Here is a 21,180-nt window from a genome sequence, read left to right on the forward strand (position 1 = left end):
CACCGACTCCTTAGGACTGGGTATCAGAGAATGGTTGAATAGTATCCATTTCGTGATCGACTTCCGCACCTATACGCGCTTTTTGCAGGCCTTCTGTGATAACTAAATCACCCTTTTCTAAGCCTTTTTCTACTTGCCAATCAATGCCATAGCGTTCGCCAAGTTCTACATTTCGACGGGTAACAATATCTTTTTTATCAACCGTTAGTACATAGCGTCCCTGTTGGTCCTCTTGAACGGCCCGCTGCGGAATTAACATTACTTCCTGTTGCTCAGGCGACTCGATGATTACTGTTACGTACAAACCCGGTACGATAATATGTTCTTTATTCGGAAACTCTGCACGGATGGCTAAGGTACCAGTTGTGGCATCAACTCGGTTATCAACAAAATCCATTTTACCGATCTCGTCAAATAACGTGCCATCAGGAAACTTAATTTTCACTGGGAATTCGTTCAGTTTAAACGGTGTAGTTACAGATTTGTGCGCCCGTTGCGCTTCAATGAGCACTTTTTCCGGTAGTTGGAAGTTAACCCAAACAGGCTCCATTTGAACCAAGTCCGCCAGTTTTGTTTGATCGGGCGAAATAAGGTCACCAGTGAATACAGCAGCGCGACTAATACGACCGGTAAACGGCGCGTAAATCTTGGTGTAACCAAGTTCTAGTTTGGCATTGTCCAACTCGGCATTTGCACTTTGTAAAGACGCAGCCGTTTGCAGTTTACGAGATAATAGATTGTCGTAATCAGATTGGCTAATGAAGTTATCTTTAATCAAGCCTTCACCGCGTTTAAAATTGAGAACAGCGGTGTCGTATGCGGCCTTAGCTTGGGCTACTAAGGCCTCAGATGCTTTAACTGCTGCGTCATATTGAGCTGGGTCGATTTCAAAAAGTAATGCCCCTTCCTCAACAACGCTCCCCTCTTCAAAATTAGTCTTTAGTAAGTTACCGCGAACTTTAGATTTAATGGTGATATCTTGAGTAGATTCTGTTCTGCCTACAAATTCTCTACTTGGTGTTACTTGTTTCATCGCAACTTCAAAAACTTTAACGTTAGCTTTCACAACTGGCGGAGGAGGTGGTGCGGTATCACACGCACTTAAAAATGAAAGTGAGGCAAGCGTAAGGCCCAAGACCTTTGCCACACGCGCTACAACAGGTGTGCGGTTCATAAACATTCCTTGTAAATTTTTGTATACCGAGTAAACCATTACTAATCATAGTCCTAATGTGGGAGCATGAAAACCAAAGGAGCCATTTTTGCACCACATTTTTCTAAATATTAAACAACAGCTTACTCTGTATACAAGGTTCGTTTCTATTTCCTGTATATGCAAGGTTTTGATACCATCCTTTTATAACTTGTTTTATGAGCTTAACATGCAGTTTCAAAAGATAGACAAAGCCTTATATCAACAACGATCGCGCTATACTTATTTGGGTATTTCCGGCTTATTGATTTTGTTCACCTTGTTTTGGTCAAGCCTATTTATTGCCTTGTTTTCGAAGGGTTCTGATAACTTTTATCTCAACCTAATGGGTGTGGTAGCAGCAGTGGTTACCATTATCCCTATCGTATTAACGCTGAAAGAGAGAGCATGGTTTTATGAGGTCATGTATGTTTGGCGTTTAAAGCAAGAACTCAACAAAATTAACCGTAAGATGGCAGCTTTAGTTAACGCCATGAATAAAGGTGATAAAACAGCTTTCGAAATCGTTAAGTTTTCCTATTTGGGTAGCCGTCAAATTTGGGAGTTAGATGACAATACCCTTATGCTTAACGAATTAAGTATTTCAGAGAAAAAGCTTGAGCAGCAAGCGGAACAGTTTAATCTGAACATAGATGCTAACAACTACTCCAGCAGCGCGTTAACAAAATATTGAGCCTATTTTAACCAAGCAGTGTTAAAGCTATACATCAAGCTTTTAGATGGAGACAAGTATGCCCATCTACCAAGATCGGTGAAATTGATTTGTCTTCTGCAAAAGCCTTTTTGAGCGAACCGTCAAGTACCAACTTATCACCCACTTCTGCCTGTTTATCAATTAACTCTGCCGGGTAAGCCCACAAATTGCAATTAACTGCATGCTGTTGATCCGACAGATCAGTAGAAACTTGTAACTTCAAATAGCTCTGATTGTTTATACTCTTTCGCAAAGAGGACTTTCCAACAATTTCACCAACCAAAGTGACCTTGTTCCAATAGAGTTGAGAAGGCGCTCCAACAAAACTCACTTGTTCAACTTCAATCGCGCTGGTGATAGAGCCTTTGCTGTCTTTTTGGTTTTTTAAGTGCCCGCTGATCACTACACCATCACCCGCTTTGGCATACTGCTTAATTCTTTCGGCTTGCTCACCTCGGGCATTAAGCTGAAATACTTCTATTTGCTCTTTACCACTTCCTTTGGGCTTTCGCTTGAACAATACTTCAAACTGAGTAATGGCAGTCCCATCACTAAAGTAGCGAAGAGTAATTTCCTTAGACACAATGTTGCCTAGAATTTCTACCGATGAGCGACAGATTACTTGCAAAAACTTTTCTCCACCTGAAGCCTTTAAAGGCATTGTTTAGTAAACTTATGCTACAACAAAGTAGCAACAGAACCTCATTATGAAATACCCGTGCCGATTAGACAAATTCCTTTCTAAAGCCGCTCACATTTCTCGAAGCGAGGCAAAAAAGTATATTAGAAACAAACGGGTAAATGTAAATAATTATAAAAACATTAATGCTCAATTAAGTATCCATACGGGTGATAGAGTAAGCTTGGATGGTAATGAGTTAAGCCTAACCACACACCAGTATTTCATGTTAAATAAACCGCTGGGCTATGTAAGTACAGAGGCCGAAGCAAATCACCCTAGCGCTTTATCCTTAATTGACTCACCACGAAAAATTCACGCCGCAGGCCGATTAGATATAGATACTTCTGGCTTATTACTACTCACTAGCGATGGTCAATGGTCGCATAAGGTAACTAGCCCAAATAGCAATAAGTTCAAACACTATCGTGTAACCTTAGCTGAAGCGATCAGTGATGATGAATTACGTAAACTTGAACAGGGCATATTGTTACGAGGCGAAGACAAACCCACTACCCCAGCCAAAACTGCACGACTTTGTCAGACCGAGTTCATATTGAGTATTAGCGAAGGCCGTTACCATCAAGTCAAACGTATGTGCGCAGCATTGGGCAACAAGGTCATTGCCTTACACCGTGAAAAAATTGGTGAAGTAACGCTAGATCAAGCTCTAAAACCAGGTGAGTATAGAGAGCTTAGTGAAACAGAAATTAGATGTTTTACCTAACCCCACCAAACTAACTCTCACTCATGGATGCATAATCAACTACTCGATTACGCCCATTGTTTTTAGCAACGTACAACGCCTTGTCAGCCTGCTTATAGAGTTTGGCAAAACTGCTATCTTTTTCACTCTGAGTAATTCCAAAACTACAGGTAAAACCGGGCGTTACCTTAGCTTGCTCAAAGGCTAAACGTAATCGCTCTGCTAAGTTAGCAGCTTGTGTTACATCAGTCTCTGGTAACAACATGATAAATTCCTCCCCGCCCCAGCGTGCGAGTAGATCTATTTCTCGTTTCAACTTATTAATTGTTTCTACCAGACGAATTAAACATAAATCACCAGTATCGTGCCCAAATTCGTCATTTAGTTTTTTAAAATGATCAACATCTATCATCATAATCGAAAAACACGAGCCATTTCGGTCACTGCGGCTTTGTTCCAGAAAAACCCTATCTTCAAAATAGCGACGATTTGCTGCACCCGTTAAGGGGTCAGTATTGGCAAGTTGTTTTAATTTACTTTCCAAGGACTTTTGAGCACTAATATCAATACTTGAACAGACAAAGTTATGTAATTTGTTTTGCCAATAAACAGCAGTTACCGTCATTTGTTGAAATGATGTAACGCCGTTATTACTCTGAAGAGCCACCTCACCTAACCAACTGCCTTGCTTCGCAGCAATTTGAAGAACTTCATCAAATAGAATATCAGAGCGACCAAAGTCAGTAAGCTTTTTGCCAATCATTTGTTCTACATCTACCCCTGCTTTCTTAGCCAGATACTTGTTAACTTGTAATATCTCGCCCTGCGGGTTAGTAACGGCTTGAGAAAACTCGCCTTCAAAAGCAGCCTCTCTTAATGCATTTAGCTCTTCTACCACAGATTTTTCACGGCGAATCATTTCTGTTAAATAAGCAGCTATAAAACAACCTATCGTCGACACCACGTAAGCTACGGCTATAAACACTAACCAATGCCTGCTATCTGACGCTAAATCGCCATAAGAGATATACAAAAAGGCCATATTACGTTCCTGACCATTATTATCATCAAGAACAGACGTGAACATTAGTCCACTACCAACATTATATGGAGAGGCAACTGCTCTGTAGGGCGTGTTAGTAAAATAACTGCTAAGTGATGAGAAGCTTAACTTTCCCACTAACTCTGCTAATTTTTTCGAGGTGGACTGACTAGTTTCACCTTCGATAAGGATATCGTCGCTCGTATAGATAATGGCTCTCTCTACTAACTGAGGACGTCCAACAAAATGCACGGTCTTATTAATCGCCTTTTGATCATATTCGTTAACCATCCACCCTACTAATTTTGACCATTTATCAAATACTGGAATATATAATACGTAAAAGGTTTGCTGAATGTCTGGATCAAAAATGGACTTAGCGTAAACAACTCCTTCATCTCCCCATAACAGCTTCGCAAAATAATTTTTCACAAAAGGATTAGTTTTAGCTCCCCATTCTAGTTTATGACCAGTACTTGCTTGGACCAACGCGAGATCAACGCGTCCATCTCGGTGAATATAATAAAAATCACCTTCTAAATTCACATCACGAGCGATCCTTTGCCATTCTGTAGCGAGCGTGACCAAGGTTAACTCAGATTCATCATTAACGTAGTTAAGTAACCCTAGAGTTCGGGTTAACAGTGAAAGGCGTTGCGACAACAGGCTTATTAAATGCTTGTTAGCAGTCTTAAATCCGCCAAAAGACAACTCTACTTCTTCTACAATCTGATTTTTTATAGTCTGGTAACGATGAAAGATCACCGTAGCAAACAGCAAGGTCACCAACAAAGTCCAAAAGCTTGCTTTCTTTCGCCACGAAATGTTTGTTTTAAGAAAATGTAAATTCAAGTGCGCACTTTAAGATCTATTTGAATACACCCCATTATTAAACAACTTAAGCAGTTTTGCTCTGGAAAACTACAGCAATTTTGGAAAAAACAAACAATAAATCAAATAATATGAAATTGAATATTCATACTTGAATGCTTAACGGGCTACTAGGATACTTAGCAAAAAACAACAAGGTAAATACATGACTGATTTTCGCTTTCATCCTCAAAGTCAGGTTATACAGCAGCAAGATAGCTATTTAATAACGCTTTATACTTCTATTAATCACCCTTATCAAAAGGTGTTTGTTCGGGTTGAACCTGATCACGAAGAGTGGCTAATAGAAATGACCGAACCACACATTGAGGCTAATTGGCTTAAATGGCAAATTAGCATACCTGTTAGCCCGCACTCGCCTCTAACGCTTTATTGTTTTAAGTTTTTAACCGGCAATGACCAGTGTTATCTACATGCAGCCGGCGAATCTAAACGGCTCCCTCAAAAACACTTTCACTTTAGAATAAACAGCCAAGCAAAGCCGCCAGAGTGGGTGAGGAGACAGGTTTTCTATCAGATTTTCCCTGAACGTTTTGCAAATGGAGACCCTAGTTTAACCCCCAGTAAAAGTAACTACAGTTACCAAGAAGATGGCCGCGAAATTGTACAAAAACAATGGGGCGAGCCAGTCGCTAAATCCCATTCCGGCACTGGCGCTACAGAGTTTTATGGCGGCGATTTAATTGGTATTGAACAAAAGCTCGATTACCTGCAACAGCTAGGAATTACAGCACTTTATCTTAACCCCATTTTTTGTTCTCCAAGCAACCACAAATACGACTGCACCAACTACTTTAAAGTTGAGCCACACTTCGGAGGAGACGAGGCTTTAATTAGCCTATCAGCAAATATGAAAAGCCGGGGTATGAAGCTAATGCTAGACGCGGTAGTTAATCACACCTCTAATCAACACCACTGGATGGATTACTACCAGCAGCATCAAGGCGGCGCATATCACCACCAAGATTCGTTGTTTAAAGATTGGTACCACTTTGATGACAGCGGTAATTATTGGTCATGGAAAGGGGTTGAAACCTTACCTAAGCTAAACTTCGCTAATTTTGAGGTGCAGCAAGCTATCTATGAAGGTGAGCAATCGGTACTAAAGCATTGGTTAAAACCGCCCTTTTCTATCGACGCTTGGCGCTTCGATGTTATTCACATGCTTGGTGAACATAATAGCGCACAAAACAATGCCCATTATGTAGCTAAATTTAGAGAGTCTATCAAGCAAACAAACAGCGAAGCCTACATGATAGGTGAGCACTTTGCAGAAGCGACTCAATGGCTGCAAGGTGACCAAGAGGACGCAGCCATGAACTACTACGGTTTTAACCAACCCTTAGTAGCATTTTTAGCCGGTGTTGATGTTCCACGCTACGTACCTCTTAGACTTAACGCTGCTGATTTAGCGACTTGGCTAGCCGAAGCACGCGGCTCTATCCCCTTTGCCAATCAATTAGCTCAATACAACTTATTAGATAGCCATGACACGCCGCGTTTTTCTCATTTAGTGAACGAAAACGAAGAACTTGCCAAAGTTGCGGCTACCATGCTGCTTACATATATCGGTGTGCCGTCTATTTACTACGGTGATGAAGTAGGCTTAACTGGCGCTAATGATCCAGACTGTCGCCGTTGCTTCCCATGGGATGAGAAGCAATGGAAACAAGCTTTGCTAAAGCATTACCAGCAACTGATTTCGCTGCGCAAACAGCGTAGTGAGTTACAGCAAGGTGACCTTATAAGCTTGCTTGAGGATGACGACGTATGGGTGTTTATGCGTTGGCTGCCAGAGCAACACAGTATTGTGGTAATTAACCGAGGGGAGTCTCAAGAGCTTTACTTAAACCTAGCCCACCTACAAGACAAGGTTCCTTACAAAGTATTAGATAGCGACCAAGAGTTGATTGCCGATACAGATGGAAAATTGGCACTATCACTAGCTGCCCAATCTTCCGTGGTATTAATTAGCCAATAGGCTTATTCCTCATACTGGCTATCTGTCAGTAATTTCGCATCTAAAGACTTGCTGGCGTTTATCTGCAAGTCTTTTAGCTGCTGGGCTTGCCTAACTAAGTTTCCCTTACCAGTGCTGAGTTTATTCATGGCGTTTTGATAGCTATCATTAGAGCGTTGCAGTTGTTGACCATGACTTTTTAAATCTTCCGTGAACGCAACAAACTTATCGAATAATTTCCCTGCCCGTTGGGCGATCACTTGGGCATTTTGTTGTTGGTGCTCAGTTTTCCATAAGTTCTGAATTGTTCTAAGCGCCACCATCAAACTACTTGGACTCACCAGTAATATATTGGACTCTAGTGCAAAGTTAATTAACGAAGGGTCTTGCTCTAAGGCGCTAAGGTAAGCGCCTTCAATTGGAATGAATAACAACACATAATCTAAGGATGGGAGTTGATACAAAGTATGGTAATCCTTTTTGGATAAACCGATAATTTGTTGGCGTAAGCTTTTAGCATGCTCTTTTAAAGCAGCTTGCTGAGCTTCACTATCTTCGCTGTTGTAATAACGCTCATAGGCAACTAGGTTTACTTTTGAGTCAACAATCACTGACTTATTGTCCGGGAGTTTCACTACAACATCGGGTTTAATGGTTTGACCATGTTGGTTAACCCCTACTACCTGAGTTTGATACTCATGCCCTGCTCTAAGACCTGAAGATTGCAAAATTTGCTCTAATATCAGCTCTCCCCAGTCACCTTGTTGTTTATTATCCCCTTTCAACGCTTTGGTCAAGCGCACCGCATCTTCACTGATCTGCTGATTAAGCGATTGCAAAGTAACAATTTGGTCTTTTAAAGAATGGCGCTGCTTAGCTTCGTTTTCGTAGCTTTGCTGAACCTGCTGCTTAAAACCATCAAGTTGCTGTTTTAATGGCTGTAATACCGACTCAATACTCTGCTTACTTTGTTGTTGTAGCTCTAGGCCTTTCTCTGAAAATATTCGATTAGCTAACAACTCAAACTGCTTGTTAACTCGCTCTTCACTCTTCTCTAAATAGCTGATTCGTTCTTGTAGCGTAATGTCCTTTTGCTGGAGTAAAGCACAGCGTTGCTGTTCACGTTGCAACAATTGCTGGCAGGTATCTAAGTCTTGTTTAAGCTCTTGCAGGTGCTGCAGCTCGGTATGTAACTCGGCGAGTGAAATATCCTTGTCGTGGAGTTGTTGCTGTAATTGTTGATTAGCTAGATTTTGCTCTTGTAATTCAGTTTCGAGCTGTTGTTTTAACAATGAAAACTCATCGTTTTTTTTGGAAAAAGCTCTACCTTTTATGCTATTTACCAACAGGCTTATAAGTAGCAAAAAAAATAAGAAAAAAGTAATGGCAGCACTCGTTTGGTTAAATTGAGAAAAAATAGTCTCTAAGTTCACAGTAATTCCATTGTGATTATGTTGAATTGCTCGTTATCATGCATCATACAGTATGCAGCTCGCCAATCTTAAAGCTGTAGTACATGTTTTAGCTTAAATTTAGGAAAATCATTAAGATGAGTATCTTTTCAGCTTTTAAAAAAATGTTCCAAGCTGCGCCAGTTACCCCCAAAAGCTATCCAGCGGAAGTTTACAATGAGTTCACCATTATGCCTCAGCCACAATCTTCAAATGGCCAATACCGAGTGGCGGCTAAAATCAGTAAAACTGTAAATGGTGAATTGAAAGAGCACATATTTATTCGCTCTGACACATGCGCTAGCTCAGATGACGCTGCCGAACTAGCCATGCACAAATGCAAAACATTTATTGATCAAATGGGTGAGCAAATATTCGATTAAGCAAAAACGGTGCTAATCGAATAATCGGGTTAGCACCTGTTTTACCGCGTCAATATCAAACGGCTTGTCGACTAAAGCTGATACCCCACTTTGTCTTACACCATCAAGCTTGGCGCAGTTATTTTCAGACGTTACCATTAGAGCTGGGATCTCACAGAATGTTGGATGTTGACGCAGTGCTTCGATTAATGCTGCCCCATCCATTATCGGCATGTTGTAATCGGTAATCACCAAATCTACTTGGTTGTTAACCATTAACGATAAAGCCTCTTGACCATGCTCTGCCAACAAGAGTTTAGTTAAACCAATGTTTTCTAAAACTTTAGAAATATGACGGCGAGCCGTTTGGCTGTCATCAACAACCAGTACCGTTTTATCAGAGAAATCTAAGTTATCGATAACGTCACTATCTGGCTCTATATAACTTATGGTAGCTTGCAGTGCAGACAATAAATGCGTGAACTCGAAAGGCTTAGGCAAAATGGCTATAACCCCAGCTTGTTTGATTGCATCTAGGGTATGGTGACAAGCTTCACTAGATATCAGCATAAAGGCCACATCTCGGCTTAAATCATTGGCTCGCAACTGCTGTACTAAATCGGTAGCAGTACCGTCGCTAAAATACATTGAGCTAACCACCAAATCTGGAGCAGTTTTAATTGCTAGCTCCAGAGCCTGTTGACAGTTTTCTGCCATTAAAAAATTATCAATACCGGCTTCATGTAAACGGGTACGAATAATGTTGCGTTGCATGTTTGAAGGCTCAACTAATAAGATCGTAAGATCAGCTAACGACAATGTATCCATAACTTCCTGTTTCACTAACAATAGGAATACTCATAGTAACGCGTTAATCTATCCATTTTTATCGCTAATTTGCTAATCTAGCATTCTTACTTGAAAAACATGCTTTTAGTCACCAAATTAAGGCTAAACAACCAACGGAAAACGCTATGCAGCCCACAACGTCTGTTATCGATATTAGTTTTGAGAACGCCCAACAAGTGTTAATTGAAGGTTCAATGAACCTGCCTGTAGTGGTGCATTTTTGGTCGCCTTCTAGCCCTCAGTGTGAGCCACTGTTTTCACTGCTACAACAAATCCATCAACAAACAGGCGCTAGCTTTACTTTAGCTCGCGTGAATATGGATGAGTTAGCACCGCTTGCTCAGCAACTTGGTGTTGCACAAGCTCCAGCAGTAGTCATCCTAAAAGAAGGTCGTCCAGTTGATGGCTTTGCCGACATCCCTTCACCAGAGCAAGTCACCGAAACCATTGTTCGTCATTTACCTGCCCCCGAAGATCAACTATTAGCTAAAGCTAAAGAGCTACTAGCAGAAGACCAATCGGTAGAAGCACTAAACGTGATACGTGAAGCCCATAATCTAGCCCCTCAACGTAACGACATTATCTTAGTATTGATTAGAGCCTTGCTTAATAACCAAATCGCTGACGAGGCCGAAACACTGTTAAACGGCTTGCCACTAGAAGACCAACAAGCCGATTTTCATGAGTTAAAAAGCCAGCTTGAGCTGTTAAAAGCAGCAGCCGAAAGCCCTGAGATTAAAGCCCTTGAAAGCAAACTTAACACAGCTGACGATAGCGCTGAGCTGCGCTTAAGCTTAGCCATTCAGTATTCTCAAGCAGGCCGCAATCAGGAAGCTCTTGAGCTGCTACTAGCGATACTTCAAAAAGACTTAGAGTGCCTAGACGGCCAGATTAAAAAGAATTTCTTGGACATGTTAGCCACACTAAATGGCGACCCTTTATCTTCTCAGTACCGCAGAAAGTACTTCAGCCTTTTGTACTAGCAGTAAAGCTAAATCCTAATGCAAAAAAGCCAACATCGATGATGTTGGCTTTTTTATTAAATGCTATGTGGCTTACACTGCATCGGCAGCAAACTTGTTAGCTTGCTCTGGGCTTTGTTGTTTCGCCAGTTCTAAGGTATTCGCATCTAAGCGATAGAAATGCATTACAAATACCAAGGAGAAGAAAAACACACCGGGGATAAAGGTGTACAGTAAGTTAATCCAAGTAGCTGCCTGAGTTGATTGGAGCTCAGCACCACCTACATAACCTGCACCGGCTAAAATCCACCCCACCATAGCGCCACCAATAGCGATGCCAGCTTTAATGGCAAACAGATTGGTAGAAAACACCATGCCACTTAACGAACGACCGCTGCGTGATTTTTCATAATCAACCACATCGCTCATCATGCTCCACAACAACGGTGTAGTGCTCATTTGCACAACGCTTAGCACTATCATTACAACAAACACTAAAATCACATTGCTAGGATCAATAAAGAACATTGCAGCTGATAATGCCCCAGAAATGCCAATCAGCACTTTATAGGTTTTAATCTTGTCAAAACGGCCAAGCACTGGCGAAGACGCCATAGCACCAACAATATTAGCCAGCATTCCTGCCACCATCATCATAGTGGCTAGATCGGCGCGTCCCATCACTGTGTTTACGTAGTACATGGTCGAAGCTGCTTTTAGAACAACGCCAGTGAGCAAAACAATATTTAGGATAAACAATACTCGCCACTGGGTATTTTTCCAAAGTAACTTCACATCACTAAAGGTAGAACCTTTTTTGCTTGGATTCAGCTCGGCAGTATGATGCTCTTTGGTATTTGCGAAACAATAAAAGAACAGCAACATTGCGCCAATACCCATCACAACCATTGCACCAAGATAGCCTTTTTGCTCATCACCTTGTCCGATGTATTGAACCAAGGGAAGTGCTACCAGAGCTACCACTAAACCGCCTGCGGTACTTAAAGCAAAACGATAAGATTGCAATGACACACGTTGTTTAGGATCATTGGTCATGGCATTTGCCATCGCACAATAAGGCACGTTAATGGCGGTATACATTAGAGTTAGCAGAATGTATGAAGCATAGGCATAAATAACCTTGCCAGTAGAACCTAAATCGGGAGTATAGAATGTCACCATACAGGCTATGCCAAACGGAATGGCCATCCACAAAATATACGGCCTAAATTGACCATACTTAGTACGCGTTCTATCTACTAACGAACCCATTATTGGGTCGGTTATCGCGTCGATAAAGCGAACTAACAAAAACATAGTACCCATGTGTACTGGGGATAGGCCATATACGTCGGTGTAATAGTAAGCTAAAAACAGCATCACCGTTTGCCAAACAAAGTTACATCCCATGTCGCCCAGGCCGTAGGCTACTTTTTCCTTAACCGTGAGGTTAATTGTGCTCATCTGATCTCCGAAATCATCTTATGGTTTTCGGAAATGATTTTGTTTTAATCAGTATTGACAGGCTATTATTTTATAATTAACCTCAGTTACGATATTAATTTTATGCGACACAACTCAAAATCAACAGATTAAACCACGCGCTAAATCTTAATTTTGTAACCAGTAGAAATTATTAAATGTTAAACAATGATGAATTTTAGCTAACCGCTTGTTGGCTGTTAAGAGTAAATTTTTAACAGAGATTTAATGCTTAGCAGGTTTTCTCTAGTGTTAGCAGGTAACGGAGCAAGTGGTTCTAATGTTGATTCTAGGTTCAGTACCTCTTGGTTTAGCTGTGCGATTAAATCATCATTGCTAGCTGACTTATTGTTGTTAGCCATCGCCCCACTAAAATAAGATACTAAAAACGGAACGCAATAGGTGAATAACAGCGCGCCCCACTTTGGGCTCGCGCCATTAACAATATCCCATTGGTTTATTATGTTTAAGATCGATCCAACTATAACTGCAACTACAAGCGCTCTTGCAAAGATTTTTTTATTCATCCAGGACCTTATAAACGTAGTGTAAACACATCCATTAGAGTTTTACTCTAGATAAAACTCGTAATAAACATCAATTGCATTATTTAACCCCGAAAAGGCTTCAATAAAAAGTTTAGGTAAAATTTCATACCTGATGGTTAATTCGTTGACTGGATCAAATACGCCCATTCCATACCTTACTTGAACGCCAGGTAATACGTAGGCACTAACTTCTACTTGCGTGGAACTTCCCGAACCTGCGGTGCTTAAAGACAAATCATCTAAGCCAAGAGTACTACCAACATTTCCCACTAGCCCTTCGGTTTTACCAATACCGGCGCTAAGCAACATTGAAGACAAGGCATTATTGTCTTGTTCATTATCACTTAATGGTCGCCCCCTAAGTAAGTAAGATAGCATTTCATTTTGAGACATAGACGGCTCAGAAAATAAACTCACTTGTGGCGCATCCGCCAAGCCAACTACCTGTACGCCTACTGTTACGTTGTCAGAAATAGTATCTGGGTTACGTATCGCTTGAAAATCAAGATAAGGTTGTTCTAGCGGACCAGTAAACATTAGCCAACCTTTCTCGATAACTAAATTTTGTCCATAAGCTTTAAATCGCCCATCAACTAGCTCAATTCGGCCATCAGCCAACAAAGCCTCATTGGGTTGTTGTTTTAAATTTAAGTGGCCTTTGAGATTAGTGTTTAAACCTAAAGCGTCTAAAGTAATAACATCAGCTAAAGTCACCGTTAGATCTATCTTGGTTCGTTGAGATGCAACGGCTTCATTTTGTTCTTCGATAACAATCGCATCAGCCGATTCTGATACTGCGGATTCTGGTAAGGATTTTACTTTTATTGCCCCCTCTTCAACGGCAATGGTTCCCCTAACATCGATAAGGTCATCTACCAGCTTAATTTCTATATCTGGCGAAACAGCCAACGTAGCATAGGGATCGACAATAATTGGTAACAACTTAGCATTTATATTTAGCTCGCCCTCTATGATGTTATTGGGCCAAGTGAACACTCCCTGCCATTGAGCCGTTTTATCTTCACTATTAAATTTACCGCTGATATTAGCTTGCTGATTGTTAAGTGCGACTTGTGTTTCTAGTTGCTCAATACTCAAGGGGACGTTAGGCCCAGAGACATAACCTTCTGTTAGATTTATTTCTCCCTGTAAATGAGGTGAGGTTACCTTGCCTTTAACTAAAACCTCACCGTCGATTCGGCCTTCTAAATTGTCGAGCACATCAACAAAAGGTAGTAAAGGAGATAGGCGTATATTATCTATATGCAACTTACCGTTTATTTGTCCTTTTTTGTCAACCGATGTAACACCAGATGACCGCAATGCTCCCAACTCTTCAGACTCAAATAATGCTTGCCAAGTTAAGCTATCACCTGATAAGTCGGCGTCTAAGGTTAATACCTCATAACTCAACTTAACCTTGTTAAGGTCTGTTTTTTGAGAAACTACTCCTGGACTCAGGCGCAAATTAAGCAATGCGGTATCAGGAACCCATTGATTAAACTTTGCCTTTATATCTGCAGATGCTTGCCCCTTTATTTCTGTACCTTCTGGCATTAAATGATTAAGTAACAAGAAGTCAAAGTTCTTCACCCGTAAATCCAAATTACCATTACCATCTGTTGAAAATGGCGAAAGTAAACACAACTCACTATTGTCGCGAGACCAGCAATGGCTGCCAATGCTTGCAACCGATTCTTGATAAGCAAGATCTATTGAATTTTGTAAGTGCCAAGTACCTAATTCTGCAGTTAATTCAGCTTCCTCTAATTGTCCTTGCCACGAAGCTAAGGTGCCGCCCCCTGTCAAATCGAAATATAAGTTGCGGCTAGATTGGTCTAGAGCGAGATTGAGTTGTTGTTTTTTATTCTTACTAAGGTACTTAACCGTTGCCTCATCAATGGTTTCGCCAGCTACCATTAAGTTGGCTAGCGCAAGTTCAAGATTACCAGTGAAGCTTTCATCTAAACTCACGCTGCCTTTACTGGTTATGGTGTTTAACGTGAATTGCTTACTTGCTAGTTTTTCTGCCTGAATATCCCAATTAACCTTAGGTTCAGAGAGCCCACCGCTTATCGTAACGATTGCATTTGCAGACCCTTCATCCAACCAAGGCAACTCAGCTAACTTTTCTGCACTTACATTTGCATTAAGCGCTAGAACTTGGTTGTTTAACTCCAGACGACTTTCAATTTTAGTATTTGCCAAGGTAAGTTGCGCACTAAGTTGATTAGTCTTTTTAGCTAAATCTCCCCTTGCCGAAGCGCGTACGCTTAAAGGGAGATGTAGCCACTCACCTTTAATATTGGCTTTATCGAGAGACCAGGCCTGGTCCTTAATTGAAGCAACGAGATCTCCATCTAAATTAGGTAGCGCCATATCTTTACCCAGATCTAACCAATGACTAAGCTGCAAGTTATCTATATCAGCAACAAAATGCGCGCTCAACTCGGGCTGCCAAGCCAATGTCCCATTAAATCTAAAAGCGCCAACCACATTTCTAGCCACCTCGCTAAATTCGCTCGTTCTTAGTTCTTCTGCATCTCGCTTGACTGATATGTTCGCTTCATCAGTAACAAGTTTTTCAACTAGCTCTAGGTTAATATCAACGTCTTCTAGCTTATCTAAATCACCGTGTAACTGAGCGTTTAGCCAAAGATCTTGAACGCCAGATAATTCACTCTGTAGTTGTAATTTATAGCCGGATAAGTCGCCGCTGGTGTTAAGGCTAAGACTTGTAAGGGTTAATTGCTCGTCAATTAGGGTAAAAGCCTGCGCAAAGTCACCCCTTAGCTCAAACGGTAAATTTGTGTGCAACCAAGCTATTTGGCTATCAAACTGGCTCTCAATCAGCCCTGATGTGGTAATTTCAGCATTTAGCTCATCACCATCACCATTTAAGCTGAATACGGTGCGTAATTGCTGATCACCTACCGGCATATCCCATACACCTTTCAATAAAGACGCATATCGATGTTGAAATGCCTGCTTGCCGCTTAACTTAAGACTTCCCCAAGGGCTTTCTATGTAAAGATCTGCTAGCTCTATATCAGCAAGCCCTAAAACCCCGTGAAGCTCAGCAACAGGAAACTTGAGTTCTTGACTATTAAACTTCAAATTTCCGTTAGTTAATCGAAGATCGTCAACATATACCCTATATGGCATTGTAATCTGAGGTACTTCAATCAATAACGGTAATAGTGGTTTGTTTGGTAAACTCTCGGCAGCGCTCTGTTCGTTCTGTTTACCCTCAACTGGCAGGGCAAGGTGCCAATTACTTAAATCCAATTGCACTACTCGAATAGTGTCTTCCGCCCAATTAGCTTGAATAACCACTTTTTGCCAAGAAATATCAATACCATCAATGACGATCGAAGCGTTACTCACATCAAGTAAATTAACGACAAATGGAAATGGAGGTTGCCAAAGATCGGTGCTTTCTTCAGGTTCTGCGGTTTGTGGCTCGCTTGCATAGGCATTAGCCATGACCTCAGTATCGATTGTAACAACGAGTGCCGAACTAATAAGTTTTTCAACACATAACTTAGTTTGACTGATACATACCCAATCTAAAGCAAGCTCAAGATCCTGTAATTCGACCAATAAACCTGCTTGTCGCCAGCTCAAATTTTGAGCGTGTATTCCCTCATACAAATTACCATTTGGCTCGACAATGTCTAAACCATCAACCAAGTCGCTAACTTTAGCTAATATCCACTGGGTACTAGGCGTAAAGGATAAGGCAAATATTAAACAAAATAATAAAGCGCTTAAGGAAATTAGCGTGTATTTAACGGCCCTAAAAATCATAAATCCGGCCCTAAAGAAAAATGTAAGCGCCATGGGTCAGACTCATTCTGTAAACCCTTCGCAACATCTAAACGAAGGGGACCAATAAGCGTTAACCAACGTATACCCATACCAACACCAACAGAAACAGGCTCAGAAAAATCATTGGTTGCAGTCCCTCCATCTACAAAGGTTGCCCAGCGCCATTTCTCGGCAAATTGATAGTTATACTCGACACTGGCAACCGCGAGGTATTTACCACCAATTAATTGCCCAAGCTCGTTCTTTGGACCTATCGTTTTATAATCGTAACCACGAATGCTTTGGTCGCCACCGGCAAAGAAACGCATAGATGCAGGGACATCACTAATATCATCTACAAAAATACCGCCTAAGTCAGCCCTTAGTAACATTCGATGATTTTGATATGAACGTAACCATTTGCTCAAACCTGCTAGGCGCAACATTTCAACATCTGAGCCCCAATATGGATGTGCGACTTCGAGACTAACTTGTAAGTTATCTCCCCAATAAGGATCTAACCCCCCCCTGGTTCGTAAACGTGCAAAGTTTACACCAGGCAGCACTAAGTCTGACACAGAGAACTGTTCTGCCTGGCGATACCTTTCGTGTTGCCATCTCAAATATAAAGAAGGAGTCCAATCACTCTCTAGGCGCCATTGGCGAGTGGTAGACAAAATGGTTTTTTCACTTTCGGTATCATTGGTCTTTTCTCTAATGTAACCCGTTTGGATATCAAGATAATCATCCACAGGGTTATCAATAGGGATACGGTAGACAAACAAGGCACTTTGTTTTGGTGCTGCGGCTTCAATTTCAAAGGCGATACTGTGACCATTATCATTTACCCATGGGCGAGTCCATTTAAATCTAACCCTAGGGCCAATGTCAGTAGTAATACCGCCACCCACTTCAAAGGTATCACGAGGTTTTAATTGCAAGCCAACCAGTAAATCAATTTGGTCATCATGGCGATTTTCGACATCTGGGCGAACGGATATCACTTGAAAATAATCTGTTTCGCCTAGTCGTTGATTAAACTCCCCAACCTTTTGCGAATCGTAATAATCTTGCTTACTAAACTCAGCTAAATTCGCAAACATGGTTCTTGGTAACTCTGGGTTGGTAAATACGATGTCGCCAAAACGATAACGCTCGCCTGAATCATAGCTTAAGTGAATGTCGGCAGTATTATTTACAATACTTATTTGAACTTCAGCCTTATGATAAACCGCATCAAAGTAACCATAACGAGAAGCTAAGCGGTTAAACTCAGATTTAAGGTTGTCGTATGCTGCGTGAGTAAAAACTTGCCCTTGCGCTAAACCACTACGAGTAACAGCACTGTTAAAGCGACTGTCTTTGCTTGCCGCGCCCACAATATTCAAGTCAAACTTGTTTATCTGTAAGCGTTCACCTAGTTCAACGTCAACCAAAAACGTATTTTCTGCGTGTTTTGTTATTTTAATTCTACTTTGGTAATAACCTAAAGCGCGCAAGGCTAGCTTTGTTTGTTCACTACTAGCGCTGATAATACGGCGGGCACTACTGTTATCGGGAAAGGTTTGCGCTTCTAGGTAGACTTTTACATTATCTTTTGCTTCACCTGAAATCCCCAAGTAATCAAAATTTATCGCTGTTACCGAGGTGGTAAACAATACAAGTAACAACGGCCACAAGCGAAACAACAAATGCTTAAATCCTTAGATAATCCTTTAATCTTTCAGTGTAATGCTTTTTTTAAAGTTTAAAACCACTTATCGGCTTAGGCTTTGGTAAATTAGTAAAAAATCGCTAACATGGAGATATAATGAATACAAAATGGCCAAAACCAATTATTGCCTTGGCAGGCTACAGTGGTAGTGGAAAAACTACCTTGCTAAGTCAACTGATTCCGCAGCTAAAGGCAGCTGGGTTAAATGTAGCGGTTATAAAACATAGCCATCACGCAATAGAGTTGGATAAATCGGGTAAAGACAGCCAAAAATTTGTAGCAGCTGGAGCCGATCAAGTCATACTCTCCTGCCCTCACAAACGGTACCACTTTAGTATTCAACAACAACATGACGAACTAGACGAACAACTGTCTTGGATAAACTGGCAACTATGCGATTTAGTAATAGTTGAAGGTTACCGACATAGCGAAGTGGCAAAAATAGAGATTCATCGAAGTGACCTTGGAAAGCCGTTATTGTTCGAAAATGATAAGCGCATCATCGCCGTTGCTAGTCCCAATCACCTCAGTACCGACCTACCTCTGTTTGATTTAAACAAACCTGAGCTTATAGCCGATTTCATATTGGCCTATACTAACAACGAAAAATTTGTGAAATAGAATCATAAACTTATCGGTCTATAAACTGTTACTACTGTTTAGAGAACAAAATATGAAACCAAATAAACTGATTGTTGTTGCAGTGCTTACTGTTGTTATAGGCCTTATCATGTGGTTCGACGTAGGCCAATGGCTCAACTTCGAAACCATTAAGCAAAGCCAAGCTGATTTACAAAGCACCGTAGAAAATCACCTCTTAGTGTCTATTGTTGCTTATTTCTTTTTGTATGTATTTGTAACCGCATTTTCGATACCAGGCGCAGCCCTTCTTACGTTGTTGGCCGGCGCATTATTTGGTGTAGTGAACGGCGTAATAATGGTTTCATTTGCCAGTACTATCGGCGCGAGTTTAGCGTTTATAGTAGCTCGTTACTTAGTAAGAGACAGCTTAGAACAGCGCTATGCCGAAAAACTAAAGAGCATAAATAAAGGTATAGCAAAAGAAGGTGCTTTTTATCTTTTAAGTTTACGGCTAATACCCGTCTTCCCTTTCTTTTTAATCAACCTTGTAATGGCTTTAACCAAACTGCCTCTTAAAACCTTTTATTGGGTAAGCCAAATAGGTATGTTCCCAGCAACCGTAGTGTATGTAAACGCAGGCACCGAGTTAGCAAAGTTAGATAGCTTATCGGGAATATTGTCACCGTCTCTTCTTATCGCCTTCACCCTATTGGGTATTCTTCCCTACATTAGTAAGGCTATATTAAACGGAGTGAAGCAACGTAAAGTCTACGCCCCCTACCAAAAGCCAAGTTCATTTGATAACAACATGTTGGTTATTGGAGCGGGTGCTGGTGGCTTAGTGAGTTCTTACATTGCTGCGGCTGTTAAAGCTAAAGTCACCCTAGTAGAAAAGCACTTAATGGGGGGCGATTGTTTAAACACTGGTTGTGTCCCCTCTAAAGCATTAATACGTAGCGCTAAGTTTGCCTATGAAGCGAGTAATGCAGAAAAATTTGGCTATGAGAAAGTTGATGCACAAGCAAATTTTGCCAAGGTCATGCAACGTGTACATGATGTTATTCAACAAGTGGAACCCCATGACTCGGTCGAGCGTTATACCAAATTAGGGGTTAACTGCGTTCAAGGCACCGCAAAAATTATTAGCCCTTGGGAAGTCGAAATAGATGGTAAATCGGTGACTACCCAAAACATTGTGGTTGCTACTGGTGCTCGGCCACTAGTACCTGGCATCCCCGGTTTGCAAGACGTCGAGTATTTAACCTCTGATACGCTTTGGCAGCTTAAACAACTCCCACAGAAGCTACTGGTGTTAGGTGGCGGTCCTATTGGCTGTGAATTAGCGCAAAGTTTTGCACGATTAGGCGCACAAGTGACCCAAATCGAAATGGCCGACCACTTATTGATACGAGAAGATCTAGAAGTTAGTAAGTTGTTAGAAGAGCAGTTTACCCATGAAGGCATCAATCTACTATTAGGTTGGAAAGCGGTTAGTTTTCATAATCAAAACGGTCTGCAAAGTGTGAAACTGTTTAAAAGCGGGCAAGAAAAAGAGGTTAATTTTGATAAAGTAATATTGGCATTAGGCCGTGTTGCAAATACTAAGGGCTTTGGATTAGAAGAGCTTGGTATTGAAAATTCAGAGCGCGGCACGATTGCGGTAAATGAACATTTGCAAACCAGTATCCCCAATATTTATGCAGTTGGCGATGTAGCTGGCCCTTACCAATTTACTCATTTTGCTGCTCACCAAGCTTGGTATGCCGCTGTAAACGCGCTATTTGGTCGATTCAAAAAATTCAAAGCGGATTACTCAGTAATTCCAGCTGCTACGTACACCTATCCTGAAGTTGCTCGTGTAGGTTTAAATGAACAAGAAGCCAAGCAACAGGACATTGGCTACGAAGTGACTAATTTTGAACTGGAAGAACTAGACCGCGCGATTGCAGAAGGTGCAACTAAAGGTTTCATTAAAGTGCTTACTGTGCCAGGGAAAGACAAAATACTTGGTGCAACTATTGTTGGCGAGCATGCTGGAGAATTACTGGCCGAGTTTACTTTAGCAATGAAGCATGGCCTTGGCTTAAATAAAATCCTAGGAACCATACATGCCTACCCAACCATGATGGAAGCCAACAAGTACGTTGCTGGTGAATGGAAGCGTAATCACGCTCCTGAAAAAATCTTATCTTATCTTGAAAGATTCCATACATGGACAAGAAAAGCTTAACCAAG

The 21,180-nt window shown here is 41.2% G+C and carries 16 protein-coding genes; 7 read left to right on the forward strand and 9 right to left on the reverse strand.

Annotated elements, in window-relative coordinates; genetic code table 11:
- Window positions 1-10 precede the first annotated feature (10 nt).
- The gene (locus tag K5L93_RS00340) at window positions 11-1,174 is read right to left on the reverse strand and encodes an efflux RND transporter periplasmic adaptor subunit (protein WP_220717976.1); all 1,164 of its coding nucleotides are present in this window, start codon (window positions 1,172-1,174) and stop codon (window positions 11-13) included.
- Window positions 1,175-1,382: 208 nt separating this feature from the next.
- Here K5L93_RS00340 and K5L93_RS00345 point away from each other — a divergent pair, with 208 nt between their 5' ends.
- Window positions 1,383-1,886: a DUF3087 family protein gene (locus tag K5L93_RS00345; protein ID WP_220717977.1), complete on the forward strand. Its 504-nt coding sequence runs from the start codon at window positions 1,383-1,385 to the stop codon at window positions 1,884-1,886.
- A gap of 34 nt (window positions 1,887-1,920) precedes the next feature.
- On the opposite strand, the gene K5L93_RS00350 is transcribed toward K5L93_RS00345, so the two are convergent.
- Complete coding sequence (locus K5L93_RS00350) at window positions 1,921-2,535, reverse strand: single-stranded DNA-binding protein (protein WP_220717978.1); 615 nt, start codon at window positions 2,533-2,535, stop codon at window positions 1,921-1,923.
- A 79-nt stretch (window positions 2,536-2,614) separates the two neighbouring features.
- On the opposite strand from K5L93_RS00350, the gene K5L93_RS00355 reads away from it, so the two are divergent.
- Window positions 2,615-3,313, forward strand: coding sequence for a pseudouridine synthase (locus K5L93_RS00355; protein ID WP_220717979.1), 699 nt, complete (start codon window positions 2,615-2,617; stop codon window positions 3,311-3,313).
- A gap of 10 nt (window positions 3,314-3,323) precedes the next feature.
- Here the strand turns inward: K5L93_RS00355 and K5L93_RS00360 are convergent, their stop codons facing one another.
- Complete coding sequence (locus K5L93_RS00360; RefSeq protein ID WP_220717980.1) at window positions 3,324-5,186, reverse strand: sensor domain-containing diguanylate cyclase; 1,863 nt, start codon at window positions 5,184-5,186, stop codon at window positions 3,324-3,326.
- 184 nt (window positions 5,187-5,370) lie between these two features.
- Here K5L93_RS00360 and malZ point away from each other — a divergent pair, with 184 nt between their 5' ends.
- Window positions 5,371-7,206 carry a maltodextrin glucosidase gene (gene malZ / locus K5L93_RS00365; RefSeq protein ID WP_220717981.1) on the forward strand — a complete coding sequence of 612 codons (1,836 nt, stop codon included), beginning with the start codon at window positions 5,371-5,373 and terminating at the stop codon, window positions 7,204-7,206.
- A 2-nt stretch (window positions 7,207-7,208) separates the two neighbouring features.
- Here malZ and K5L93_RS00370 read toward each other — a convergent pair whose 3' ends face one another.
- On the reverse strand, window positions 7,209-8,618 hold the full coding sequence (locus K5L93_RS00370; protein ID WP_220717982.1) for a DNA recombination protein RmuC: 1,410 nt from the start codon (window positions 8,616-8,618) through the stop codon (window positions 7,209-7,211).
- 116 nt (window positions 8,619-8,734) lie between these two features.
- On the opposite strand from K5L93_RS00370, the gene K5L93_RS00375 reads away from it, so the two are divergent.
- A complete protein-coding gene (locus K5L93_RS00375) occupies window positions 8,735-9,019 on the forward strand; it encodes an HlyU family transcriptional regulator (protein WP_220717983.1) in 285 nt (94 codons plus the stop codon).
- 12 nt (window positions 9,020-9,031) lie between these two features.
- On the opposite strand, the gene K5L93_RS00380 is transcribed toward K5L93_RS00375, so the two are convergent.
- The gene (locus K5L93_RS00380; protein WP_220717984.1) at window positions 9,032-9,826 is read right to left on the reverse strand and encodes a response regulator; all 795 of its coding nucleotides are present in this window, start codon (window positions 9,824-9,826) and stop codon (window positions 9,032-9,034) included.
- A gap of 146 nt (window positions 9,827-9,972) precedes the next feature.
- On the opposite strand from K5L93_RS00380, the gene K5L93_RS00385 reads away from it, so the two are divergent.
- Complete coding sequence (locus K5L93_RS00385; protein WP_220717985.1) at window positions 9,973-10,830, forward strand: tetratricopeptide repeat protein; 858 nt, start codon at window positions 9,973-9,975, stop codon at window positions 10,828-10,830.
- Window positions 10,831-10,902: 72 nt separating this feature from the next.
- Here K5L93_RS00385 and K5L93_RS00390 read toward each other — a convergent pair whose 3' ends face one another.
- The 4 genes from K5L93_RS00390 to tamA all read right to left on the reverse strand — a co-directional run bounded on the left by K5L93_RS00390 (window position 10,903) and on the right by tamA (window position 18,340).
- Window positions 10,903-12,273 (reverse strand): glycoside-pentoside-hexuronide (GPH):cation symporter, encoded by a 1,371-nt coding sequence (locus K5L93_RS00390; RefSeq protein ID WP_220717986.1) that lies wholly within the window; start codon window positions 12,271-12,273, stop codon window positions 10,903-10,905.
- A gap of 218 nt (window positions 12,274-12,491) precedes the next feature.
- Complete coding sequence (nrtS, locus tag K5L93_RS00395) at window positions 12,492-12,818, reverse strand: nitrate/nitrite transporter NrtS (protein ID WP_220717987.1); 327 nt, start codon at window positions 12,816-12,818, stop codon at window positions 12,492-12,494.
- Between the two features lie 42 nt (window positions 12,819-12,860).
- Complete coding sequence (tamB, locus tag K5L93_RS00400) at window positions 12,861-16,649, reverse strand: autotransporter assembly complex protein TamB (protein ID WP_220717988.1); 3,789 nt, start codon at window positions 16,647-16,649, stop codon at window positions 12,861-12,863.
- Window positions 16,646-18,340 (reverse strand): autotransporter assembly complex protein TamA, encoded by a 1,695-nt coding sequence (gene tamA / locus K5L93_RS00405; protein ID WP_220717989.1) that lies wholly within the window; start codon window positions 18,338-18,340, stop codon window positions 16,646-16,648. The genes tamB and tamA overlap by 4 nt, the downstream gene beginning before the upstream one ends.
- A 119-nt stretch (window positions 18,341-18,459) precedes the next feature.
- On the opposite strand from tamA, the gene mobB reads away from it, so the two are divergent.
- Both mobB and K5L93_RS00415 read left to right on the forward strand, forming a co-directional pair.
- A complete protein-coding gene (mobB, locus tag K5L93_RS00410; protein WP_220717990.1) occupies window positions 18,460-18,984 on the forward strand; it encodes a molybdopterin-guanine dinucleotide biosynthesis protein B in 525 nt (174 codons plus the stop codon).
- A 52-nt stretch (window positions 18,985-19,036) separates the two neighbouring features.
- Window positions 19,037-21,175 carry a dihydrolipoyl dehydrogenase family protein gene (locus K5L93_RS00415; RefSeq protein ID WP_220717991.1) on the forward strand — a complete coding sequence of 713 codons (2,139 nt, stop codon included), beginning with the start codon at window positions 19,037-19,039 and terminating at the stop codon, window positions 21,173-21,175.
- The last annotated feature ends 5 nt before the right edge of the window (window positions 21,176-21,180 follow it).

The organism is Agarivorans litoreus, from assembly GCF_019649015.1.
Taxonomy (GTDB): Bacteria; Pseudomonadota; Gammaproteobacteria; order Enterobacterales; family Celerinatantimonadaceae; genus Agarivorans; species Agarivorans litoreus.

What these genes read in the sequence shown, in the direction of transcription:
- K5L93_RS00340 (WP_220717976.1), bottom strand. Translation starts at nt 1,174, where the DNA reads ATGAACCGCACACCTGTTGTAGCGCGTGTGGCAAAGGTCTTGGGCCTT.
- K5L93_RS00345 (WP_220717977.1), top strand. Translation starts at nt 1,383, where the DNA reads ATGCAGTTTCAAAAGATAGACAAAGCCTTATATCAACAACGATCGCGC.
- K5L93_RS00355 (WP_220717979.1), top strand. Translation starts at nt 2,615, where the DNA reads ATGAAATACCCGTGCCGATTAGACAAATTCCTTTCTAAAGCCGCTCAC.
- malZ (WP_220717981.1), top strand. Translation starts at nt 5,371, where the DNA reads ATGACTGATTTTCGCTTTCATCCTCAAAGTCAGGTTATACAGCAGCAA.
- K5L93_RS00375 (WP_220717983.1), top strand. Translation starts at nt 8,735, where the DNA reads ATGAGTATCTTTTCAGCTTTTAAAAAAATGTTCCAAGCTGCGCCAGTT.
- K5L93_RS00380 (WP_220717984.1), bottom strand. Translation starts at nt 9,826, where the DNA reads ATGGATACATTGTCGTTAGCTGATCTTACGATCTTATTAGTTGAGCCT.
- K5L93_RS00385 (WP_220717985.1), top strand. Translation starts at nt 9,973, where the DNA reads ATGCAGCCCACAACGTCTGTTATCGATATTAGTTTTGAGAACGCCCAA.
- K5L93_RS00390 (WP_220717986.1), bottom strand. Translation starts at nt 12,273, where the DNA reads ATGAGCACAATTAACCTCACGGTTAAGGAAAAAGTAGCCTACGGCCTG.
- nrtS (WP_220717987.1), bottom strand. Translation starts at nt 12,818, where the DNA reads ATGAATAAAAAAATCTTTGCAAGAGCGCTTGTAGTTGCAGTTATAGTT.
- tamB (WP_220717988.1), bottom strand. Translation starts at nt 16,649, where the DNA reads ATGATTTTTAGGGCCGTTAAATACACGCTAATTTCCTTAAGCGCTTTA.
- mobB (WP_220717990.1), top strand. Translation starts at nt 18,460, where the DNA reads ATGAATACAAAATGGCCAAAACCAATTATTGCCTTGGCAGGCTACAGT.
- K5L93_RS00415 (WP_220717991.1), top strand. Translation starts at nt 19,037, where the DNA reads ATGAAACCAAATAAACTGATTGTTGTTGCAGTGCTTACTGTTGTTATA.